This window comes from Pseudonocardia sp. CA-107938, from assembly GCF_050936315.1.
Taxonomy (GTDB): Bacteria; Actinomycetota; Actinomycetes; order Mycobacteriales; family Pseudonocardiaceae; genus Pseudonocardia.
The window spans coordinates 2160922-2178974 of sequence record NZ_JBNJNA010000001.1 but is presented as its reverse complement, the minus strand read 5'-3'; the positions used below and the strand labels follow the sequence as shown (position 1 = coordinate 2178974).

At 72.5% G+C, this 18053-nt stretch carries 20 protein-coding genes and 3 tRNA genes; 9 read left to right on the top strand and 14 right to left on the bottom strand.

Annotated elements, in window-relative coordinates:
* Positions 1-33: 33 nt before the first annotated feature.
* The 10 genes from rplK to rpsR form a co-directional block, all read right to left on the bottom strand.
* The gene (gene rplK / locus ACQEVB_RS10950) at positions 34-468 is read right to left on the bottom strand and encodes a 50S ribosomal protein L11 (protein WP_432968442.1); all 435 of its coding nucleotides are present in this window, start codon (positions 466-468) and stop codon (positions 34-36) included.
* A 57-nt stretch (positions 469-525) separates the two neighbouring features.
* Complete coding sequence (gene nusG, locus ACQEVB_RS10945) at positions 526-1353, bottom strand: transcription termination/antitermination protein NusG (protein ID WP_432968439.1); 828 nt, start codon at positions 1351-1353, stop codon at positions 526-528.
* 43 nt (positions 1354-1396) lie between these two features.
* Positions 1397-1735, bottom strand: coding sequence for a preprotein translocase subunit SecE (gene secE / locus ACQEVB_RS10940; RefSeq protein WP_432968435.1), 339 nt, complete (start codon positions 1733-1735; stop codon positions 1397-1399).
* Between the two features lie 72 nt (positions 1736-1807).
* Positions 1808-1883: transfer RNA gene (locus tag ACQEVB_RS10935), tRNA-Trp, on the bottom strand.
* Positions 1884-1994: 111 nt separating this feature from the next.
* On the bottom strand, positions 1995-2429 hold the full coding sequence (locus ACQEVB_RS10930) for a MaoC/PaaZ C-terminal domain-containing protein (RefSeq protein ID WP_432968432.1): 435 nt from the start codon (positions 2427-2429) through the stop codon (positions 1995-1997).
* 1 nt (position 2430) lies between these two features.
* Complete coding sequence (locus ACQEVB_RS10925) at positions 2431-2874, bottom strand: FAS1-like dehydratase domain-containing protein (RefSeq protein ID WP_432968429.1); 444 nt, start codon at positions 2872-2874, stop codon at positions 2431-2433.
* A 4-nt stretch (positions 2875-2878) separates the two neighbouring features.
* Complete coding sequence (rpmG, locus tag ACQEVB_RS10920; protein ID WP_432968426.1) at positions 2879-3046, bottom strand: 50S ribosomal protein L33; 168 nt, start codon at positions 3044-3046, stop codon at positions 2879-2881.
* Between the two features lie 48 nt (positions 3047-3094).
* Positions 3095-3167 (bottom strand) — tRNA-Met (locus tag ACQEVB_RS10915).
* A gap of 29 nt (positions 3168-3196) precedes the next feature.
* A tRNA-Thr gene (locus tag ACQEVB_RS10910) sits at positions 3197-3269 on the bottom strand.
* 103 nt (positions 3270-3372) lie between these two features.
* Positions 3373-3612, bottom strand: coding sequence for a 30S ribosomal protein S18 (gene rpsR, locus ACQEVB_RS10905; RefSeq protein ID WP_432968423.1), 240 nt, complete (start codon positions 3610-3612; stop codon positions 3373-3375).
* Between the two features lie 175 nt (positions 3613-3787).
* Between rpsR and ACQEVB_RS10900 the strand changes: the two genes are divergently transcribed.
* The 5 genes from ACQEVB_RS10900 to ACQEVB_RS10880 all read left to right on the top strand — a co-directional run bounded on the left by ACQEVB_RS10900 (position 3788) and on the right by ACQEVB_RS10880 (position 10388).
* A complete protein-coding gene (locus tag ACQEVB_RS10900) occupies positions 3788-4018 on the top strand; it encodes a hypothetical protein (protein WP_432968420.1) in 231 nt (76 codons plus the stop codon).
* A gap of 5 nt (positions 4019-4023) precedes the next feature.
* Entirely contained in the window at positions 4024-7032 is a 3009-nt protein-coding gene (locus ACQEVB_RS10895) for a helix-turn-helix transcriptional regulator (protein ID WP_432968417.1), read from the top strand.
* Positions 7033-7124: 92 nt separating this feature from the next.
* Entirely contained in the window at positions 7125-8396 is a 1272-nt protein-coding gene (locus ACQEVB_RS10890) for a cytochrome P450 (RefSeq protein ID WP_432968414.1), read from the top strand.
* Positions 8393-10075 carry a class I adenylate-forming enzyme family protein gene (locus tag ACQEVB_RS10885; RefSeq protein ID WP_432968410.1) on the top strand — a complete coding sequence of 561 codons (1683 nt, stop codon included), beginning with the start codon at positions 8393-8395 and terminating at the stop codon, positions 10073-10075. Before ACQEVB_RS10890 ends, ACQEVB_RS10885 begins: the two co-directional genes overlap by 4 nt.
* Positions 10076-10193: 118 nt before the next feature.
* A complete protein-coding gene (locus tag ACQEVB_RS10880) occupies positions 10194-10388 on the top strand; it encodes a hypothetical protein (RefSeq protein WP_432968407.1) in 195 nt (64 codons plus the stop codon).
* Positions 10389-10397: 9 nt separating this feature from the next.
* Here ACQEVB_RS10880 and ACQEVB_RS10875 read toward each other — a convergent pair whose 3' ends face one another.
* Entirely contained in the window at positions 10398-10619 is a 222-nt protein-coding gene (locus ACQEVB_RS10875) for a hypothetical protein (protein ID WP_432968404.1), read from the bottom strand.
* 136 nt (positions 10620-10755) lie between these two features.
* Here ACQEVB_RS10875 and tenA point away from each other — a divergent pair, with 136 nt between their 5' ends.
* Positions 10756-11418, top strand: coding sequence for a thiaminase II (tenA, locus tag ACQEVB_RS10870; RefSeq protein ID WP_432968401.1), 663 nt, complete (start codon positions 10756-10758; stop codon positions 11416-11418).
* Positions 11419-11422: 4 nt separating this feature from the next.
* On the opposite strand, the gene ACQEVB_RS10865 is transcribed toward tenA, so the two are convergent.
* On the bottom strand, positions 11423-11815 hold the full coding sequence (locus ACQEVB_RS10865) for a phage holin family protein (protein WP_432968397.1): 393 nt from the start codon (positions 11813-11815) through the stop codon (positions 11423-11425).
* On the bottom strand, positions 11815-13044 hold the full coding sequence (locus ACQEVB_RS10860) for a serine hydrolase domain-containing protein (RefSeq protein WP_432968394.1): 1230 nt from the start codon (positions 13042-13044) through the stop codon (positions 11815-11817). Before ACQEVB_RS10860 ends, ACQEVB_RS10865 begins: the two co-directional genes overlap by 1 nt.
* Positions 13045-13076: 32 nt before the next feature.
* On the opposite strand from ACQEVB_RS10860, the gene ACQEVB_RS10855 reads away from it, so the two are divergent.
* The 3 genes from ACQEVB_RS10855 to ACQEVB_RS10845 all read left to right on the top strand — a co-directional run bounded on the left by ACQEVB_RS10855 (position 13077) and on the right by ACQEVB_RS10845 (position 16340).
* Positions 13077-13616, top strand: coding sequence for a 2'-5' RNA ligase family protein (locus ACQEVB_RS10855; RefSeq protein WP_432968391.1), 540 nt, complete (start codon positions 13077-13079; stop codon positions 13614-13616).
* Positions 13613-14584, top strand: a complete 972-nt coding sequence (locus ACQEVB_RS10850; protein WP_432968388.1) for a patatin-like phospholipase family protein — start codon at positions 13613-13615, stop codon at positions 14582-14584. The genes ACQEVB_RS10855 and ACQEVB_RS10850 overlap by 4 nt, the downstream gene beginning before the upstream one ends.
* An 88-nt stretch (positions 14585-14672) precedes the next feature.
* Positions 14673-16340 carry an FAD-binding dehydrogenase gene (locus ACQEVB_RS10845; RefSeq protein WP_432968385.1) on the top strand — a complete coding sequence of 556 codons (1668 nt, stop codon included), beginning with the start codon at positions 14673-14675 and terminating at the stop codon, positions 16338-16340.
* On the opposite strand, the gene ACQEVB_RS10840 is transcribed toward ACQEVB_RS10845, so the two are convergent.
* Entirely contained in the window at positions 16341-17717 is a 1377-nt protein-coding gene (locus ACQEVB_RS10840) for an MFS transporter (RefSeq protein WP_432968382.1), read from the bottom strand. It abuts the gene before it with no gap.
* Positions 17718-18053 lie beyond the last annotated feature (336 nt).

The following is an 18053-nucleotide window of genomic DNA, read 5'->3' as shown; positions in this document are numbered from 1 at the left end:
CGCCCGGCTCTCCCACGCGTTCTGGGAGGTGGGTCAGCCCTTGACCGTGATGCCCATCGACCGGGCGGTCCCGGCGATGATCTTCGCGGCCTGGTCGATGTCGTTGGCGTTCAGGTCGCGCATCTTGGTCTCGGCGATCTGCCGGACCTGGTCCATCGTGACCGTCGCGACCTTCTTGCTGTGCGGCTCGCCGCTGCCCTTCTCGACACCGGCCGCCTTCAGCAGCAGTCGCGCCGCCGGCGGGGTCTTGAGCTCGAAGGTGAACGAGCGGTCCTCGAACACGGAGATCTCGACCGGCACGACGTCGCCGCGCTGCGACTCGGTGGCCGCGTTGTAGGCCTTGCAGAACTCCATGATGTTGACGCCGTGCTGACCGAGCGCCGGGCCGACGGGCGGCGCCGGCGTGGCCGCGCCCGCCTTGATCTGGAGCTTGATGATCGCGGAGAGCTTCCGCTTCTTGGGAGGCATGTCTGGTTTCCTCTTCTACAGCTTCGCCGCGGACCTGCCGTGCCGCAGCGACGATTCTCAGATCTTCGAGACCTGGCTGAACGCCAGCTCGACGGGCGTCTCGCGACCGAAGATGGACACGAGCACCTTGAGCTTCTGGGCGTCGACGTTGACCTCGTTGATCGTGGCCGGGAGGGTGGCGAAGGGGCCGTCCATGACGGTGACCGACTCGCCGACCTCGAAGTCGACCTCGACGGCCGGCTTGCTGGGCGCGCCCGCGCCCCGGTCGGCCTTCGCGTCCGACGCGGCCTGCTTCGGCTCCACCTTCGGCAGCAGGAACTTGATCACGTCGTCGTGGGAGAGCGGCGACGGCTTGTTCGTCGCCCCCACGAAACCGGTGACGCCCGGCGTGTTGCGCACGGCGCCCCACGACTGGTCGTTCAGCTCCATGCGCACCAGGATGTAGCCGGGCAGCACCTTGCGCTGCACCTGCTTGCGCTGGCCGTTCTTGATCTCGGTGACCTCTTCGGTGGGCACCTCGACCTGGAAGATGTAGTCCTCCACGTCGAGGGTCTGCACGCGGGTCTCGAGGTTGGCCTTCACCTTGTTCTCGTAGCCGGCGTAGGAGTGCACGACGTACCAGTCGCCGGGCGCGCGCCGCAGCGCGGCGCGCATCTCCTCGACCGGGTCGACGTCCTCGTCGATCTCCTCGACCGCAGCGACCGGCTCCTCGACCTCGTCGGCCGTGTCATCAGCGGCTTCGTCGACGGTGTCGTCCGCCTCGGTGTCGTCAGCAGCGGTGTCGTCAGCAGCAGTGACGTCGGCGTCCGCAGCCTGGTCGTCCGCGACCTGCTCGACGTCGTCGTCGACGTCGGTCGGCCACTGGCCGCCGTCCTGGGATGTCACGTTCTCACTCGCTTCCTCGTCCATGGCCGTCGTGCGGTGCGGGTCAGCTGGTGCCGAACACGGCGTCGATGCCGAGGCCGAACAGGAAGTCCAGCCCGGCGACCAGCGCCACCATGAACGACACGAACACCAGCACGACGATCGTGTAGGTCACCAACTGCGGTCGACTCGGCCAGAAGACCTTCCGCAGCTCGGCGACCACCTCGCGCAGGAACCGCGTGATCCGGGCGAACGGTGACCCCTTCGCCGGACGGGTGTCGCGGACCGCCGTGGCCCGCCCCTTCGCGCCCTCGGGCGCGGATTCGGACCGGCGGCCCCGACGATCGGCGGCGCTGCGCGGGCGCTCCCGCTCAGTGCCGTCCGACTCGTGCTCCTCAGCCACGCCCGCGTCCTCCAGTGTGTGCGACGGCCTCTGACGAACGCCGCATCGGTACCTGCCGATGTCGAACCTTGATGGCAGGGGCGACAGGACTCGAACCTGCAACCTGCGGTTTTGGAGACCGCTGCTCTACCAATTGAGCTACACCCCTAGGCCCGTCCCGCCGTGTGGACGAGACACACCGCTACTGCGGTGAACCCAGCGAGTCGAGTGTACGGCACCCCGCGAGCGCGTTGACGACCGCACCTGTTGACCGAGTCGATCAGGGAACGAGCACCTCGGCGACGGCCTTGCCGAGCACCGTCCGGCCCTCGAAGACGGCCTTCACCGTGACGGTGGCCAGCCGGCCGCCGCCGGCCGCGTCGGCGATGCCGGTGACGGTGCCGGCGAGCTCGACCAGCGCGCCCTCCTCGTCGTCGGGGACGACGACCGGGCGGGTGAACCGCACCGAGAGGCCGCGCACCGCGGACGGGTCACCGGCCCACGCGCTGACGAACCGGCCCGCGAGCGCCATCGTGAGCATGCCGTGCGCGATCACGCCGGGCAGGCCCACCTCGCCGGCGACGCGGTCGGACCAGTGGATCGGGTTGAAGTCGCCCGACGCGCCCGCGTAGCGGACGAGATCGGCCCGCGTGACGTGGACGGGGGTCGTCGGCAGCTCGGTGCCCACCTCGATGCCGGTGTCGATGTCGGCCATGTCAGGCGGCCTCCGCCGTGACGAGCAGCAGCTTCGTGGTGGCGACCGCAGCACCCGCCGGGTCCGCGATCTCGCAGCGCAGCGTCAGCCGGTGGCTGCCGGCGCGGGTCGCGAGGTCCTCGACGTGCACCGTCACGGTGAGCTCGTCGCCGCCGCAGATCGGGCGGTGCAGGGTGATGGACTGGTCGCCGTGCACCATGTGCGCGTAGTCCCAGCCGAAGTCGGGGTCGCGCAGCAGCTGCTCGATCAGCGGCATCGTGAACGCCGCGGCGAACGTCGGCGGAGCGACGACGTCGGAGTGGCCCGCGGCGCGGGCCGCCGTCACGTCGTGGCAGACGGGCGCGGTCTCACCGATGGCGCGAGCGAACTCGCGGACCTTCTCGCGGCCGACCTGGTACGGCTCAGCAGCCGGGAACGACCGGCCGACGAACGACGCGTCGGGCACGCGCTCAGCGGGTCTCGCGGTGCTCGCGGTGGGTGCCGCAGTTCGGGCAGAACTTCTTCATCACGAGGCGGTCGGGGTCGTTCCGACGGTTCTTCTTCGTGATGTAGTTGCGGTGCTTGCACTGCTCGCACGCCAGCGTGATCTTCGGCCGAACATCGGTGGCCTTGGCCATCGCGGGTGCCTCCTGCTTACGGGTGGATCGGTGGGACGAGTCGTCCGGTAGCGGCGGCCGGACTTGAACCGGCGACACAACGATTATGAGCCGTTTGCTCTACCAACTGAGCTACGCCGCCGTGCGAGACAGGACACAGCCGCCTCGCGGAGCCCCTTCACGGAATCGAACCGTGGACCTACTCCTTACCATGGAGTCACTCTGCCGACTGAGCTAAAGGGGCGGCAGCCGCCGGTGGGATCGCTCCCGTGGCGGCCTGGAAGAGCTTACACACCTCCGGCGGGGACCCGACACCGGGTTCCCGCCGGACGGCGCGGGTACTGCGATCAGCCCCGACCCGCGCGCGGGTACGGCAGCAGCGCCATCTCGCGGGCGTTGCGGATCGCCACCGCGACGCGTCGCTGCTGCTGCGGGGTGAGACCGGTGACGCGACGGGCGCGGATCTTCCCGCGGTCGCTGATGAACTGGCGCAGGAGCGCCGTGTCCTTCCAGTCGATCTCGCTGATCCCCTTCGCGTGCAGGGGGTTCGCCTTCTTCTTCATCGGGCGCAACGGCTTGCCGGGCATGTAACGCCCCACCTTCCTTACCGAAACTCGTTCCCACGAGGATACCGGCAGGTTCCCGAGACCTCACGGGTGGGCGGGTAAGGGCCCCTCAGGCGCCGCCTGAGGGGTCTGTCGCACCCGGGACGACGTGATCGTCCGATGTGCCGAGGCCCACCTCAGGACGATCGTTTCCGGCATGAACCGGACATCGCACCTGCCCTTCAACTCCACCGCCGCCGACGCCGACCACCACCGCCGGATCCTGCAGGCCGAGGCCGAGCGCTCCCGGCTCGTCCGCATCGCCCGCGCCGCCCGGCGGCGTGCCCCGGAGGTACCGCCCGCGCCACCGCCGCCCCCGGCCGCCACCAGAGTGACTCGGCCGACCGAGGAAACCTCGCGTGATCGTCGGTACGCCGTGTCACGATGACCTCCGTGGCACGTCTGGGCGTCGGGATCGATCTCGTCGGGCGCGGGCCCGAGCTCGCCGAGCTCGAGTCCGCGCTTCGTCGTGCCGAGGCCGGGCGGCCCAGCGGGGTGCTGCTCGCCGGTGATGCGGGGGTGGGCAAGTCGCGGATGGTCGCCGAGACCGTCGAGCGCGCTGCTGCCGCCGGGTTCACCGTGCTCGTCGGCCGATGCCTCGACACGGCCGACGCCGCGCTCCCCTACCTGCCCTTCACCGAGGTCGTCGCGTCGCTGGCCGCCGCGCAGCCGGAGATCGTCGACGAGCGTCCGGCGCTGCGCCGCCTGCTGCCCGGCGCGGTCGTGCGCGAGCTCGCCACCGGCGACGACCCCGCGCTCGGCCAGCTGCGGGTCTTCGACGCCGTCCTCTCCGCGCTCGACGCCGTGAGCGCGGTGTCGCCCACCCTGCTCGTGGTCGAGGACCTGCACTGGGCCGACCGGTCCAGCCGCGACCTGCTCGTCTTCCTGCTCTCCCGGCTCACCGGGCAGCGCCTCGTCGTCCTGGCCACCTACCGCCGCGACGACCTGCACCGGCGCCACCCGCTGCGGCCGGTGCTCTCCGAGCTGGTGCGGCTGCCCGCCGTGGAACGCCTCGAGCTCGAACCGCTCGGCGGCGAGGAGTCCCTGGAGCTGGTGCGCAGGCTCTCCGCCGGGTGGGTCGACGACGAGGTCGACGAGAGCCAGCTGCGCCGCATCGCCCGGCGCAGCGAGGGCAACGCGTTCTTCGCCGAGGAGCTGGTCACCGCGTCGCCGACGGGTGTGCCAGACGGGCTCGCCGAGGTGCTCATGGCCCGCATCGAGGCGCTCCCGCCGGGCACGCAGCGAGTGCTGCGCATCGCTGCGGTGTCGGGTCGGAAGGTGCGCCACGAGCAGCTGGCCGCCGCCACCGACATGGGCGACGACGAGCTGGAGCAGGCGCTGCGCGAGGCCGTTGCCCAGCACGTGCTGGTGCCCGACCGGCCGGGCGGCCCCGGCGGTCCGGTCGCGGACGGCTACGTGTTCCGGCACGCGCTGCTGCGCGAGGCGATCTACCAGGAGCTGCTGCCCGGCGAGCGCACCCGGCTGCACGCCCGGTTCGCGGAGCGGCTCGCCGCGCGCGCCGAGCCGGGCACGGCCGCCGAGCTGGCCCACCACGCCTACGCCGGCCACGACCTGCCGCGAGCGCTGGCCGCCTCCGTGGCCGCGGCCGACGAGGCCGACGCCCGGTCGGCACCCGCCGAGGCGCTGTTCCAGCTCGAGCGGGCGTTGGAGCTGTGGCACGCCGTGCCCGACGCCGAGACCGTCACCGGGCAGCAGGAGGCCGTCGTCACCCGCTCCGCGAGCTGGTACGCGAGCTACACGGGCGACCCCGACCGCGCGGTGCAGCTGAGCCGGCGGGCCGTCGAGCTGGCCGAGGCCGCGCACGACGAGGTCCTCACCGCCCGCAACTCCCGCAGCCTCGCACTGCAGCTGCTCGACCTGCCGGGCCACGACCATGAGGCGCACTCCACGGCGGAGCGGGCGTTGGCCCTGCTCATCGACGGGCCGGCCTCGGCCAACCTGGCCTGGGCGCACGGCACCCTGGCCCGCACGCTGTGGCGCATCGACCGGCCCGCGGAGTGCGACGAGCACGCGCGCGCGGCCGTCGCCGTCGTCGACTCGCTCCCGCTCGCCACGATGTCGCGCTGCGACGCCGACGACGCGCTCGGGGCCAAGGCCGACGGGCTGGTCACCATGTCCGTCTACGCCCAGCACGTCGCCGAGGACGAGCGCAGCCGGCAGCTGCTCGCCGAGGCCCGCGAGCTGGCCCACCGCTCCGGCTTCCTCACCGTCGAGCTGCGGTCGTACTTCAACCTCGGGATGTCTCTGTTCGACGCCGGGCAGCTGGCCGAGGCGGCCGTCGCGTTCCACGACGGCGAGCGGCGGGCGGAGGAGGCCGGCCTCGCGTGGAGCGGGTACGGGATCGACCTGCGGGTGGTGCACGTCGTCACCATGTACATGCTCGGCAACTGGGAGCGGGCGGAGGCGGCGGCGCGGATCGCCGGCCACATGGTCTCCGCCATCGTCGCGACCCGGCTCGCCGCGGCGGGCATGCTGGTGGCCACGGCGAGGGGCCGGCTGGCCGACGTCGAGGCGCAGCTCAAGGAGCTGGAGATGCAGCCGGCCCGCGAGGACCAGGTGGTGGTGTTCTCCGGCGTCGCCGGCGCGGAGGCCGCGCTGTGGGCCGGCGCGCCCGAGGTGGCACAGGCCCGGGTGGCCGCGGCGATGCGCGCTCTGCAGAAGGTGCTGGCGCGCCACCTCGGCCAGATCGCGCTGGCTGCGATCGGCGTCAACGCGCAGGCTGCGCTGGCCGCGGCGGGCACGATCGAGCCCGAGGCGGCCCGGGTCGAGGCGGAGCGGCTCGTGGGTATCGCGGAGGACGCCGCGGCCAACGGCATCCCCCGGTCGAGCCGGCTCGGCCCGGAGGGGGTGGCGTGGTTGAGTTGCGCACGGGCCGAGCTGACGCGCCTCACCGGGCCCGATCCCGACGCCTGGACGGACACCGTCGAGGCGTTCGCCTACGAGGGCGGCAGCCCGTCGAAGCCGGGTTACCGGCAGGGGTACGCGCTGCTGCGGCGGGCGGAGGCCCGGCTCGAGCTCGGCGAACCCGCCGCCGCCGTCGCCGAGGATCTGGAGGCAGCGCACGGCACGGCCACGCGGCTGGGCGCGGCCCCGCTCGCCGAGGCCGTCGCCGCAGCGGCGCGGCGCGCCGGGGTCAGGCTGTCCGGCCCGTCGACGGCACCGCAGCCGGGCGGCGACCCGCTCACCCCGCGCGAGCGCGCGGTGCTCGACCTCGTCGCCGAGGGGCGCACCAACCGGCAGGTCGGCGCCGAGCTGTACATCAGCGAGAAGACGGTGAGCGTGCACCTTTCCCGGGTGATGGCGAAGCTCGGTGCGAGCAGCCGCACGGAAGCGGTCAGCGTCGCGTACGCGCGCGGGCTCCTCACCCCGACCGGTAGCTGACCCGCGCGGGCCAGTCTTGGGCCTCGCGGACCCTTGAGGGCCGTGCTCGCGCAGCTACGGTGAGGTGACCGAACTCACTGGGGAGGCTGCGGGTGACGGCAACCGAGGTCTGGGCCGGACGGCCCGATCTGAGCGACATCGACGGGTTCTGGACGGCGCCGATCAGCGAGCGGGCCGCCGGGTTCGCGGCGCTGCGGGAGCGGGAGCCGGTGCCGTTCTACCAGGAGCCGGAGTTCGCCTACTTCCCGCGCGGCGCCGGCTTCTACGCGCTGACCCGCCACGCCGACATCGTCGAGGCGAGCCGCACGCCGGCGATCTTCACCTCGGGTCAGGGCAGCACCTCGGTCACGGACATGCCGCCGGAGTTCCGCGAGTTCTTCGGCTCGATGATCGAGATGGACGATCCGCGGCACGCCCGCCTGCGCCGGATCGTGTCGCGCGGCTTCACCCCGCGCCGGCTGAACGACCTGGTGGACGAGGTCGCGCTCACCGCCCGTTCGATCGTGGACGACGTGATCGACAAGGGCGAGTGCGACGCGGTCACGGAGATCTCGGCCCGGCTGCCGCTGAAGATCGTCTGCGACATGATGGGCGTGCCGGAGAGCCAGTACCAGTTCGTGTTCGAGCAGTCGAACGTCGTGCTCGGCGCGAGCGATCCCGAGTACGTGCCGGACGCGGAGAACATCGGCGCGGCGCTGATGCAGGCCGGCGTGGCACTGACGGCGCTGATGCAGGACCTCGGCCGCCACCGCATGGAGCACCCGACGGACGACGTGGTGTCGGCGCTGGTCAACGCGGAGGTCGACGGCGAGCGGCTCACACCGGAGGAGCTGGGCAGCTTCTTCATCCTGCTGGTGGTGGCGGGCAACGAGACCACCCGCAACGCGATCAGCTGGGGCCTGCACCTGCTCACCGAGAACCCCGAGCAGCGGGACGTGTGGCTCGCCGACCTCGACGGCGTCACGCCGACGGCGGTCGAGGAGATCGTGCGGCTCGCGTCTCCGGTGATCTTCATGCGGCGCACGCTGTCGCAGGACGCCGAGCTGGGCGGGCAGCCGATGCACGCCGGCGACAAGGTCGGGATGTTCTACTGGGCGGCCAACCGGGACCCGCAGGTCTTCGCCGACCCGGACCGGTTCGACGTGCGGCGCAGCCCGAACAACCACGTCGGCTTCGGCGGGCCCGGTCCGCACTTCTGCCTGGGCGCGCACCTGGCCCGACGGGAGATGGCGGTGATGTTCCGCGAGCTGCTCACCAGGGTGCCCGACATCCACGCGACCGCACCGCCGCAACGACTGCGGTCGATGTTCATCAACGGGATCAAGCACCTGCCGGTGGCGTTCACGCCAGGCGGCGCGCGGTGACCGGCTCCCTGGAGTACCCCGACCTGCCGGTCGGCGCCATCCTCGCCGGCGCTGCGCACCGCTGGGGAGACCGCACAGCGGTCCACTACTACGGCCGCGAGCTGTCCTTCGCGCAGCTGTACGAGCGGGCGTGCGCGTTCGCGAACGCGCTGGTGGCGGCGCGGATCGGCCGCGGCGACGTGGTGGCGCTGCACCTGCCGAACTGCCCGCAGTACCCGATCGCCTACTACGGCACGCTGCTGGCGGGCGCCACGTTCTCGCCCGCGAACCCGCTGCTGCCCCCGGCCGACCTCGCTGCGCAGCTGGCCGACTGCGGCGCCGTCGCCGCGGTGACCTGGGCGCCTGCGGCCCCGGCGTTGGCGGCGGTGCGCGACCGCACCGCCGTCCGGCTCGTGCTGGTCACCGACCGCGAGCAGGCGCTCGACCCCACGCACGCCGTCACCGTCGACGGGATGGCGGATTTCGAGGCGTTCCACGCCGGCGCGCCCACCACCGATCCGGCCGTCGCGGTGGACGTGCGCCGCGATCTGGCGCACCTCGCGTACACCGGCGGCACGACCGGCCGCAGCAAGGGCGTGCAGCTGCCGCACCGCAACGTCGTGGTCAACGCGCTGCAGTACGCGTGCTGGGGGACGGGCTCGGTGCCGCGCACGACCGGCGCCGGCATCACGATCGAGCAGGTCGAGCCGGAGTCGGAGTACCCGGTGCGGCTGGGCACCGGCCGCGGCATCAACCTCACGCCGTGGTTCCACGCCATGGGCACCATCGGCGGGCTCAACGTGCCGATGCTGAGCGGCGCGACGACGATCCTGCACGACCGCTTCGACCCCGGCGCCTACCTCGCCGACGCGGAGAAGTTCCAGGTCACCACCATGGGCGGGGCGCCACCGCTGTACGGGGCACTGCTGCAGCACCCCGACTTCGCGACCCGGGACCTGTCGTCGGTGCGCGGCCTGAGCTCGGGCGCCGCGCCGCTGCCCGTCGAGATGATCCAGGCGCTGCAGCGCCGGCTCGGCGCCGACGTCGTCATCGCGGAGGGCTACGGGCTCACCGAGGTCACGATGGGCGCGACGATCGGCCCGGCGGCGCGCTCGGCGCTGCGCAAGGTGGGCACGGTCGGCCTGCCCGTCTACGACACCGAGGTGCGGATCGTCGACCCCGCCGACACCGAGCTCGTCGACGTGCCGACCGGGGAACCCGGCGAGGTGTGCATCCGCGGCCCGCAGGTGATGGTCGGCTACAAGGACCGGCCGGAGGAGACCGCGGCCGTGCTCGTGGACGGCTGGCTGCGCACCGGCGACGTCGGCACGCTCGACGCCGACGGCTACCTCACGATCGTCGACCGCAAGAAGGACATGCTGCTCTACAAGGGGTACAACGTGTACCCGCGGGAGCTGGAGGAGCTGCTCTTCGCCCAGGACGGCGTGGTCGGTGCGGCCGTGGTCGGGCGGCCGGACGCCGCGGTCGGGGAGCTGCCCGTCGCGTTCGTCGTCGCACCCGCTCGCGCCGGTGCGGAGCAGGAGCTCATGGACGCGGTGAACGCGCAGGTCCCGCCGTACAAGCGGCTGCGGGAGCTGCACCTGGTGGACGCGATCCCGGTGTCGGCGGCCGGGAAGGTGCTCAAGCGGGAGCTGCGCGAGAAGCTGCCGGAACGATCACCGTCCGGCACGATCGGGTGACGCTGAGCTAACGCCCGGCGGGTCGTCCGCGATACCCCGGGCGTACGGACACCGGCGGCGCAACCGGGAACCGGACGAGCAGAGAACCCGTCCCCACACCCGGAACCCGGTGATCACCATGGTGAGAAGTGCCTTCGTGCTGCCCCGCCACCGCCGCAACCCCGTCCGCACCCGGGTGCTGGACGTGACGGCGAAGGTGGGCAGCGCGGTGACGCTCGCCGCGCTCGTCGTGGTGGCCGGTGCCGCCGCCGGACTGTCGGTCGTGCCGCACGAGCCACCCACCAAGGTCGTCACCTTCGAGATGGCGAGGTGACGGGCCGGATCAGGCCGCGCTCTCCTGCCGGCCGTCCAGCGGGCTCTGCAGCACCTGGTCGACCAGGCGCATGACCAGCGCGCTGCCACCCAGCCGGTAGCCGAACTCCTCCCAGGTCAGCAACTCACGGGACACGAGCTCTCCGACGGGTCCCGGGTACAACCGGGTCGCGCGGAACGCGGCGGCCCGCAGCCGCATCTTCTCGTGGTGGTCCATGGGGACGGGATCCATCACTCACCTCCGCTTTCACGTGCGGTGCGGTGCATCTCAGCGCTGAGCGCCACCCACTGTGACAACGATGGTGACTGATGGATGTTTCGACGGCGAGTCGTGGTGGCCGCGATCTCACGCATTAGCGTGCGCAGACGTGCGCACCCGCGATCTCCTCTGGTCCGACGTCGAGCCCGTCCACGCCGCGATCCTGGCCCACCCGTTCGTCACCGGGTTGACCGACGCGACGCTCCCCCGTCCCGCGTTCCGGTACTACATCGTGCAGGACTCGCACTACCTGCGCGGCTACGCGAAGGCACTCGCCGTCTGCGCGGCGAAGGCGCCGACCGCGGACGCCACCGCCATGTTCGCCGCCCACGCCGGCGGTGCCATCGCGGCCGAGCGTGAGCTGCACGCCTCCCTCATGGCCGACCTGGGCTCGTCGGCGGCGGAGGCGGCGGCCGAGCCGGTCGGACCGGCCACGCAGGCCTACGTCAGCTACCTGCTCGCCACGGCCCACGGCGGCTCCTACGCCGAGGCCGTGGCGGCGGTGCTGCCCTGCTACTGGATCTACGCGAAGGTCGGCGCGGAGCTCGTCGCCGCCGGCTCGGCCGACCCGCTGTACGCGCGGTGGATCGCGACCTACGGCGGCGCCGAGTTCCAGACCGTCGTCGACGAGGTGCTGGCCGAGACCGACCGCATCGGCGCCGCCGCGAGCCCCGCCGAGCTCGCGGCCATGCGCACGCACTTCACCACGACGTCCCGCTACGAGTGGATGTTCTGGGACGCGGCGTGGCGGCAGGAGCAGTGGCCGCTCTGATCCCTCAGCGCTCGTCGATGCTGTCCGGGATGATCACGTGCAGCAGCCAGCTGACGACCGCGACCACGATCGCGCCCCAGAACGCGCTCCAGAAGCCGTCGATGGAGAACGTCAGGCCGACCTTGTCGGCGATCCAGCCGACCAGCAGGAAGAGCAGCGCGTTCACGACCAGCGCGATCAGCCCGAGCGTGATCACGTAGAAGGCGCAGCCGACGGTCTTCACGATCGGCTTGATCACGGCGTTGACCAGGCCGAAGATCAGCGCGACGACCAGCAGCGTGCCGATCCGGGCGCCGGTGGAGCTGCCGCCGGCGTGGACGCCGATGGGCAGCAGCGTGCAGACCCACAGCGCGACGGCGACGACGATGACGTGGACGACGAACGGGATGGGACGCATCAGTCCACCACCGCCTGGGTCACGAGCGCGCGCAGCTGCGGTCTGATCGGGTACGTGCTCGACGGTACGAACTGGGTGAAGAACATCGCTGTGATCTCCTCGACGGGATCGATGTAGAACGCGGTGCTGGCCATCCCACCCCATGCGTACTCGCCCACGCTCGTCAGGGCCTTGCTCGCCACCGGATCGAGGACGACGGAGAACCCGAGCCCGAACCCGACGCCGACGTTCGTCGACTCGGCGAAGAGCCGGCGGCCGAAGGTGTCGAGGTCGGCGTTGCCGGGGAGGTGGTTGCGCGTCATGTGCGCGACGGTCCGCGGCGAGAGCAGCCGCACCCCGTCCAGCTCACCGCCGCGCAGCAGCATCTGGGTGAAGCGGTGGTAGTCGCCCGCCGTCGAGACCAGGCCGCCACCGCCGGAGAGCATGGTCGGGGTACGGGATCCGGTACCCGCGAAGAACGCGTTGGGGCGCAGCCCCTCGGCGGTCATCGTGTAGACGGGCGGGAGGCGGTGCAGCTCGTCCTCCGGCGCGGCGAACCCGGTGTCGGTCATGCCGAGCGGACCGGTGATCTCGTCGGCGAAGAACCGGTCGAGCGGCTGCCCGGACGCCACCTCGACGACCCGCCCCAGCACGTCGGTCGCCACCGAGTAGTTCCACGCCGAACCGGGCTCGAACAGCAGCGGCCAGCTCGCCCACACGTCGCAGGCACCGGCCAGGTCCACCCCGCGCGGGGTGCCGAATTCGAACCCGCGGGAGCGGTAGATCTCGTCGACGGCGTGCGCGTGGTGCCACCCGTAGGTGAGACCGGCGGTGTGGGTGAGCAGGTGCCACACGCGGATCGGCTCGGTGGCCGGCACCGTCGCCGGGTTCCCGGCCGAACCGGCCACGTACACCCGCGTATCGCCGAACGCGGGGATGAACCGCGAGACCGGCTCGTTGAGGTCGATCAGGCCGCGCTCGACCAGCATCATCGCCGCCACCGACGTGACGGGCTTCGTCATGGAGTAGATGCGCCACAGCACGTCGTCGGTGACGGGTGCGCCGGTGTCGAGATCGGTGACCCCGGCGTGGCTGTAGTGGACGACCCGGCCGCGCCGGGTGATGGCGACCGACCAGCCGGCCAGGCGGCCGTCGTCGAGGTAGCGCTGGAAGTGGGTGTCGACGCGCTGCAGGCGCGCTGCGTCCAGGCCGACCTCGGCGGGCTCGGCGTCGATCTTGAGGGATGCCACGGGCTCGACTGTAGCCACGGCATCATGGAGACGTGGACCTGCTGAGTGCCGTCATCGTCCCGGTGCCGGCCGCCGAGCCGCTGGTCGGTGCCCTGCGGGCGGAGCTGGACCGGCACGCGGCGCTCGGGGTGCCGGCGCACGTCACCGTGATGGCGCCGTTCCTGCCGGCCGCGGCGCTGGACGCGGCGACCGTCGCCGACCTGGCCGCGGTGGTCGCGACGGTGCCCGCGTTCGACGTCGCGTTCACGCAGGTGCGCTGGTTCGACGACCGGCTCGTGTACCTGGCACCCGAACCGGCAGCCCCGTTCGTCGCGCTCACCGAAGCCGTCGGCGAGCGGTTCGGGCTGCAGCCGTACGGCGGCGAGCACGAACCCGTCCCGCACCTCACGGTGGCCTACGACGCGCCGGCGGAGCGGCTGCAGGCGGTGGCGGCCGAGCTGGCCGGCGGCCTGCCCGTCGTCGCGGAGATCGACCAGGCCGTGCTCTACGTCGAGGCGGACGGCCGGTGGGCACCGCATTTGCCGCTCCCCCTCGGTACCCGATCGGGTTCGGGGGCGAGAATCCGCGCGTGACCGCCGACCTCGACGTCACCACCGACGAGCTCCTCGCGGGCGACGACGAGGTGCTGCGCGCGCTGGTGCACCGCCGTGACCGCGGGCGGCGCGACGACGGGCACCGCATCGCGCTGGTCGTGGGCGGTGGCGGGATGCGCGGCGCGTACTCCGGCGGCATGGCGCACGCGCTGGACGACGCCGGGCTCGCACCGTGGTTCGACGTGGTCTACGGCAGCTCCGCAGGGGCGTTCGTCGGGTCGGCGGTCGTGCTCGGCCACGGAGCGGACGCCGCGGCCATCTTCTACGAGGACATGGCCCGCCGTGCGTTCGTCGACCCGCGGCGGCTCGGTGCCGGGAAGCCGATCGTGTCGCTGGACTACCTGATCGACGACGTGATGGTGCGGTCGAAGCCGATGCCGTGGGCGCGGCTGCGCGACTCGCGGATACCGCTGCGCGTCGTCGCTACGGCGGCCGACGACCTGTCCGGGCACGTACTGGCGCCGCGCACGATCGACGAGTGGCGCCGCGCGCTGCGGGCCACGGCCACGATCCCGTTCGTCGCGGGGTCGCCGGTCGCGCTGCACGGGCGGCTGTGGATCGACGGGTCGGTGGCCGAGCCGCTGCCCGTACCGCGGGCGCTGCGCGAGGGCGCCACGCACGTGCTCGCGCTGCTCAACCGCTCGGTGCCGGAGCTGGTCCGCGCCGAACCGGACGCGCCGCCTGCGCGGTGGGCGTCCGCGATCGACCGGGTGGTGCCTGGACTGGGGGCGATGGCGCAGGAGAGCCGCCGGCACGGCGAGGTGGTGGCGCTGCTGAGCAACGCCGGGCACCCGCAGCGCGCCGGCGCGCACGTGCTGGCCGTGGCGCCGCCGCACGGTCTGGGCGTCCGCGGCCTCACGATCGACGTGCCGCGCGTACGGGAGGCCGCCGACTCCGGCTACACGGCGCTCATGGCGGCCCTGTCGCGCGCGACAGACCCGCGCTGACCGACGTCACACACGGTTGGGCCCGTTCACACATGTCCGGACGTGTGTGAACGGGCCCAACGATGTGTGACGTCGCTAGGGTCGTGCCATGGACGCCGATGTCGTCGTGGTGGGGGCCGGGCTGGCCGGGTTGGTGGCGACGGCCGAGCTGGCCGACGCCGGGCGGAAGGTGCTGCTGCTCGACCAGGAGAACGAGGCGAACCTCGGCGGCCAGGCGTTCTGGTCGTTCGGTGGCCTCTTCCTGATCGACTCGCCCGAGCAGCGGCGGATGGGCATCCGCGACTCGTTCGACCTCGCCATGCAGGACTGGCTGGGCAGCGCCCGCTTCGACCGCGGCGTCGACGACCCGGCGGGCGAGGACTTCTGGGCCCGCCAGTGGGCCACCGCCTACCTCGACTTCGCCAACGGCGAGAAGCGCGCATGGCTGCACGCGATGGGCGTGCGCTGGTTCCCGATCGTCGGCTGGGCGGAGCGCGGTGGCGGGCTCGCCGACGGGCACGGCAACTCGGTGCCGCGGTTCCACGTCACGTGGGGCACCGGCCCCGGGGTGGTCGCGCCGTTCGTGGAGCGGGTGCGCGCCGCGGTGGCGCAGGGCCGGGTCGAGCTGCGGTTCCGGCACCGCGTGGACGAGCTGTCGGTCACCGACGGCATCGTCGACGGGGTGCGCGGCGCGGTCCTCGAACCGACCACCGCTGCCCGCGGCACCGAGAGCTCGCGCACCGAGGTGGGCACCTTCGAGCTGTCGGCGCAGGCGGTGCTCGTCACGTCCGGCGGGATCGGGGCCAACCACGACCTGGTCCGCGCGAACTGGCCGGAGCGGCTCGGTGCACCGCCGAAGAACCTGATCACCGGCGTGCCCGCGCACGTGGACGGGCGGATGCTCGGGATCACGGAGAAGGCGGGCGGGCGCATCGTCAACCGCGACCGCATGTGGCACTACACCGAGGGCATCCGCAACTGGAACCCGATCTGGCCGAACCACGCGATCCGGATCCTGCCCGGCCCGTCGTCGATGTGGTTCGACGCGCTCGGCCGCCGGTTCTCCGCACCCGACTTCCCCGGGTTCGACACCCTGCACACCCTCGAGTCGATCATGAAGACGGGCTACGACCACTCCTGGTTCGTGCTCACGCAGAAGATCGTGGAGAAGGAGTTCGCGCTGTCGGGCTCCGAGCAGAACCCGGACCTGACGGGCAAGAGCGTGACGCAGGTGCTCTCGCGGGTGCGCGGCGGTGCGCCGGGCCCGGTGCAGGCGTTCATCGACAAGGGCGCCGACTTCGTCACCGCAGCGACGATCGGCGAGCTCGTCGCCGCCATGAACAAGCTGACCGAGGAGCCGCTGCTCGACGCCGCCGAGATCGAGCGGCAGATCGCGGCCAGGGACCGCGAGATCGAGAACCCGTTCACGAAGGACCAGCAGGTCACGGCCATCCGCGGAGCGCGGAACTACCGCGGCGACCGGCTCTCACGCACGGTGGCGCCGCACCGCATCCTCGACCCGGCCAACGGGCCGCTGATCGGCGTGAAGCTGAACATCCTGACCCGCAAGACCCTCGGCGGCCTGCAGACCGACCTATCCGGTCGGGTGCTGCGCGCCGACGCCACCCCGTTCCCCGGCCTGTACGCGGCGGGCGAGGTGGCCGGGTTCGGCGGCGGCGGGGTGCACGGCTACCGCTCGCTGGAGGGCACGTTCCTCGGCGGCTGCCTGTTCAGCGGCCGGCAGGCGGGGCGGGCGATCGCGATCACGACCGCCTGATCACGCCCGTCCGGTGACGTGGTCGCCGGCCGTGCGCGCCAGCCGCCACGACTGGTAGGCCGGCACCAGCAGCAGCCCCGCGAGCAGCCAGAACGCGACGCGGAACGGCCCGTCGGCTCCCGGCACGACCAGCTCGCCGAGCCGGACGAACAGCGCGGCCGCGGCCACCCCGACGCCGACGGCGAGCTCCTGCACCGTCGAGACGAGCGTGTTGGCGTGCGCCAGCTCGCCCTCCGGCACGTCGGCGAACGCGACGCTGTTGAACGCCGTGAACCCGATCGAGCGGAACACCCCGCCGGCCAGGAGCACGGCCAGGAGCACCGGCACCGGTGTGTCGCGCTGCACGAACGCCAGCGCGAGCACGCAGGCGATCCCGGCGCCCACCGAGCCCAGCAGCACGGTTCGGATGCCGAAGCGGCGCATCAGCGGGGTGGTGATCGGCTTGATGCCGACGTTGCCGACGAACACGGCCACGACGGCGAGCCCGGCCGCGGTGGCGGTCCAGCCGAACCCGAGCTGCAGGAACAGCGGCACGAGGAACGGGATGGCGAGGATCGTGCCGCGGTAGACCGAGCCGCCGGCGGCCTGCAACCGCAGCGTCGGGGTGCGCAGCACCCGCAGGTCGACCAGCGGGAACTCCGCGCGCAGCAGGTGCCGAACAGCCGCGACCAGCGCGACCGCGCCGACGCCGAGCGCGACGGCGGCCACGGTCCCGTGGGGAACGACGGCGCTGACCGCGTCCATGCCGACGACGACACCGGCGACCCCGAGCACGGTCAGCACCAGCCCGGTGCGATCGAGCGGCCTGCGCTCCGCTGCGGTCGTATCCGGCACGATCCGCAGCGCGACGACGAGCGCCACGATCCCGAGCGGGAGGTTGATCAGGAAGATCCACCGCCAGGACGCGTGGTCGGCGAGGAACCCGCCGAGCGCCGGCGCGAAGACCGGCGCCAGCAGGGCGGGCCACGTCAGGTAGGCGATGGCGCGGACCAGGTCGGTCTTGGCGGTCGCGCGCAGCACCACCAACCGGCCGACGGGCACGAGCAGCGCGCCACCCGCGCCCTGCAGCGCCCGTGCCGCGATCAGCATGGGCAGGCTCGTCGCGAACGCGCACGCGGCCGAGGCGAGGGTGAACACGACCAGCGCCGTCGCGAAGACGCGGCGGCCGCCGAACCGGTCGGCCAGCCAGCCGCTGACCGGCAGCAGCACGGCCAGCGTGAGGACGTACGCCGTGACCGCCGTGGTGACCGCGACCGGGTCGACCCCCAGATCGGCCGCGATGTGCGGCGCCGCCGGGGCGATGACGGTGAAGTCGAGCGTCTCCATGAAGAAGGCGCCCGCGACCAGCAGCGCCAAGGCCCGGCTCGATCCCTGCACCGGCCAACGGTAGATCACGGACGACGGGCCTGGTCGCCGTGTGGGGATGCGCACGCCGGGCGGGCCGGCCGTCCGGAGGTTCGGTGATCAAGGGCAGAATGTCGTTCGGGATCGATGCAGCAGCGACGTTCTCCCCTTGATCGACGCCATGCCCGCCCTGCTCCCCGGCTATCCTCCGAGGGGAGGGCGGGCCGGAGGTCGTCGGTTAACCGGGACGGAAGGTGCGGGTTCGATTCCCGCCGCACGCCTGGCGTGTGCAGCTCGATGGACGAGCATCCGTGTTTCCGGCGGCTGCACCCACGCCCGCCCTCGCAAACCTCCTCGCCACGGCCGGAC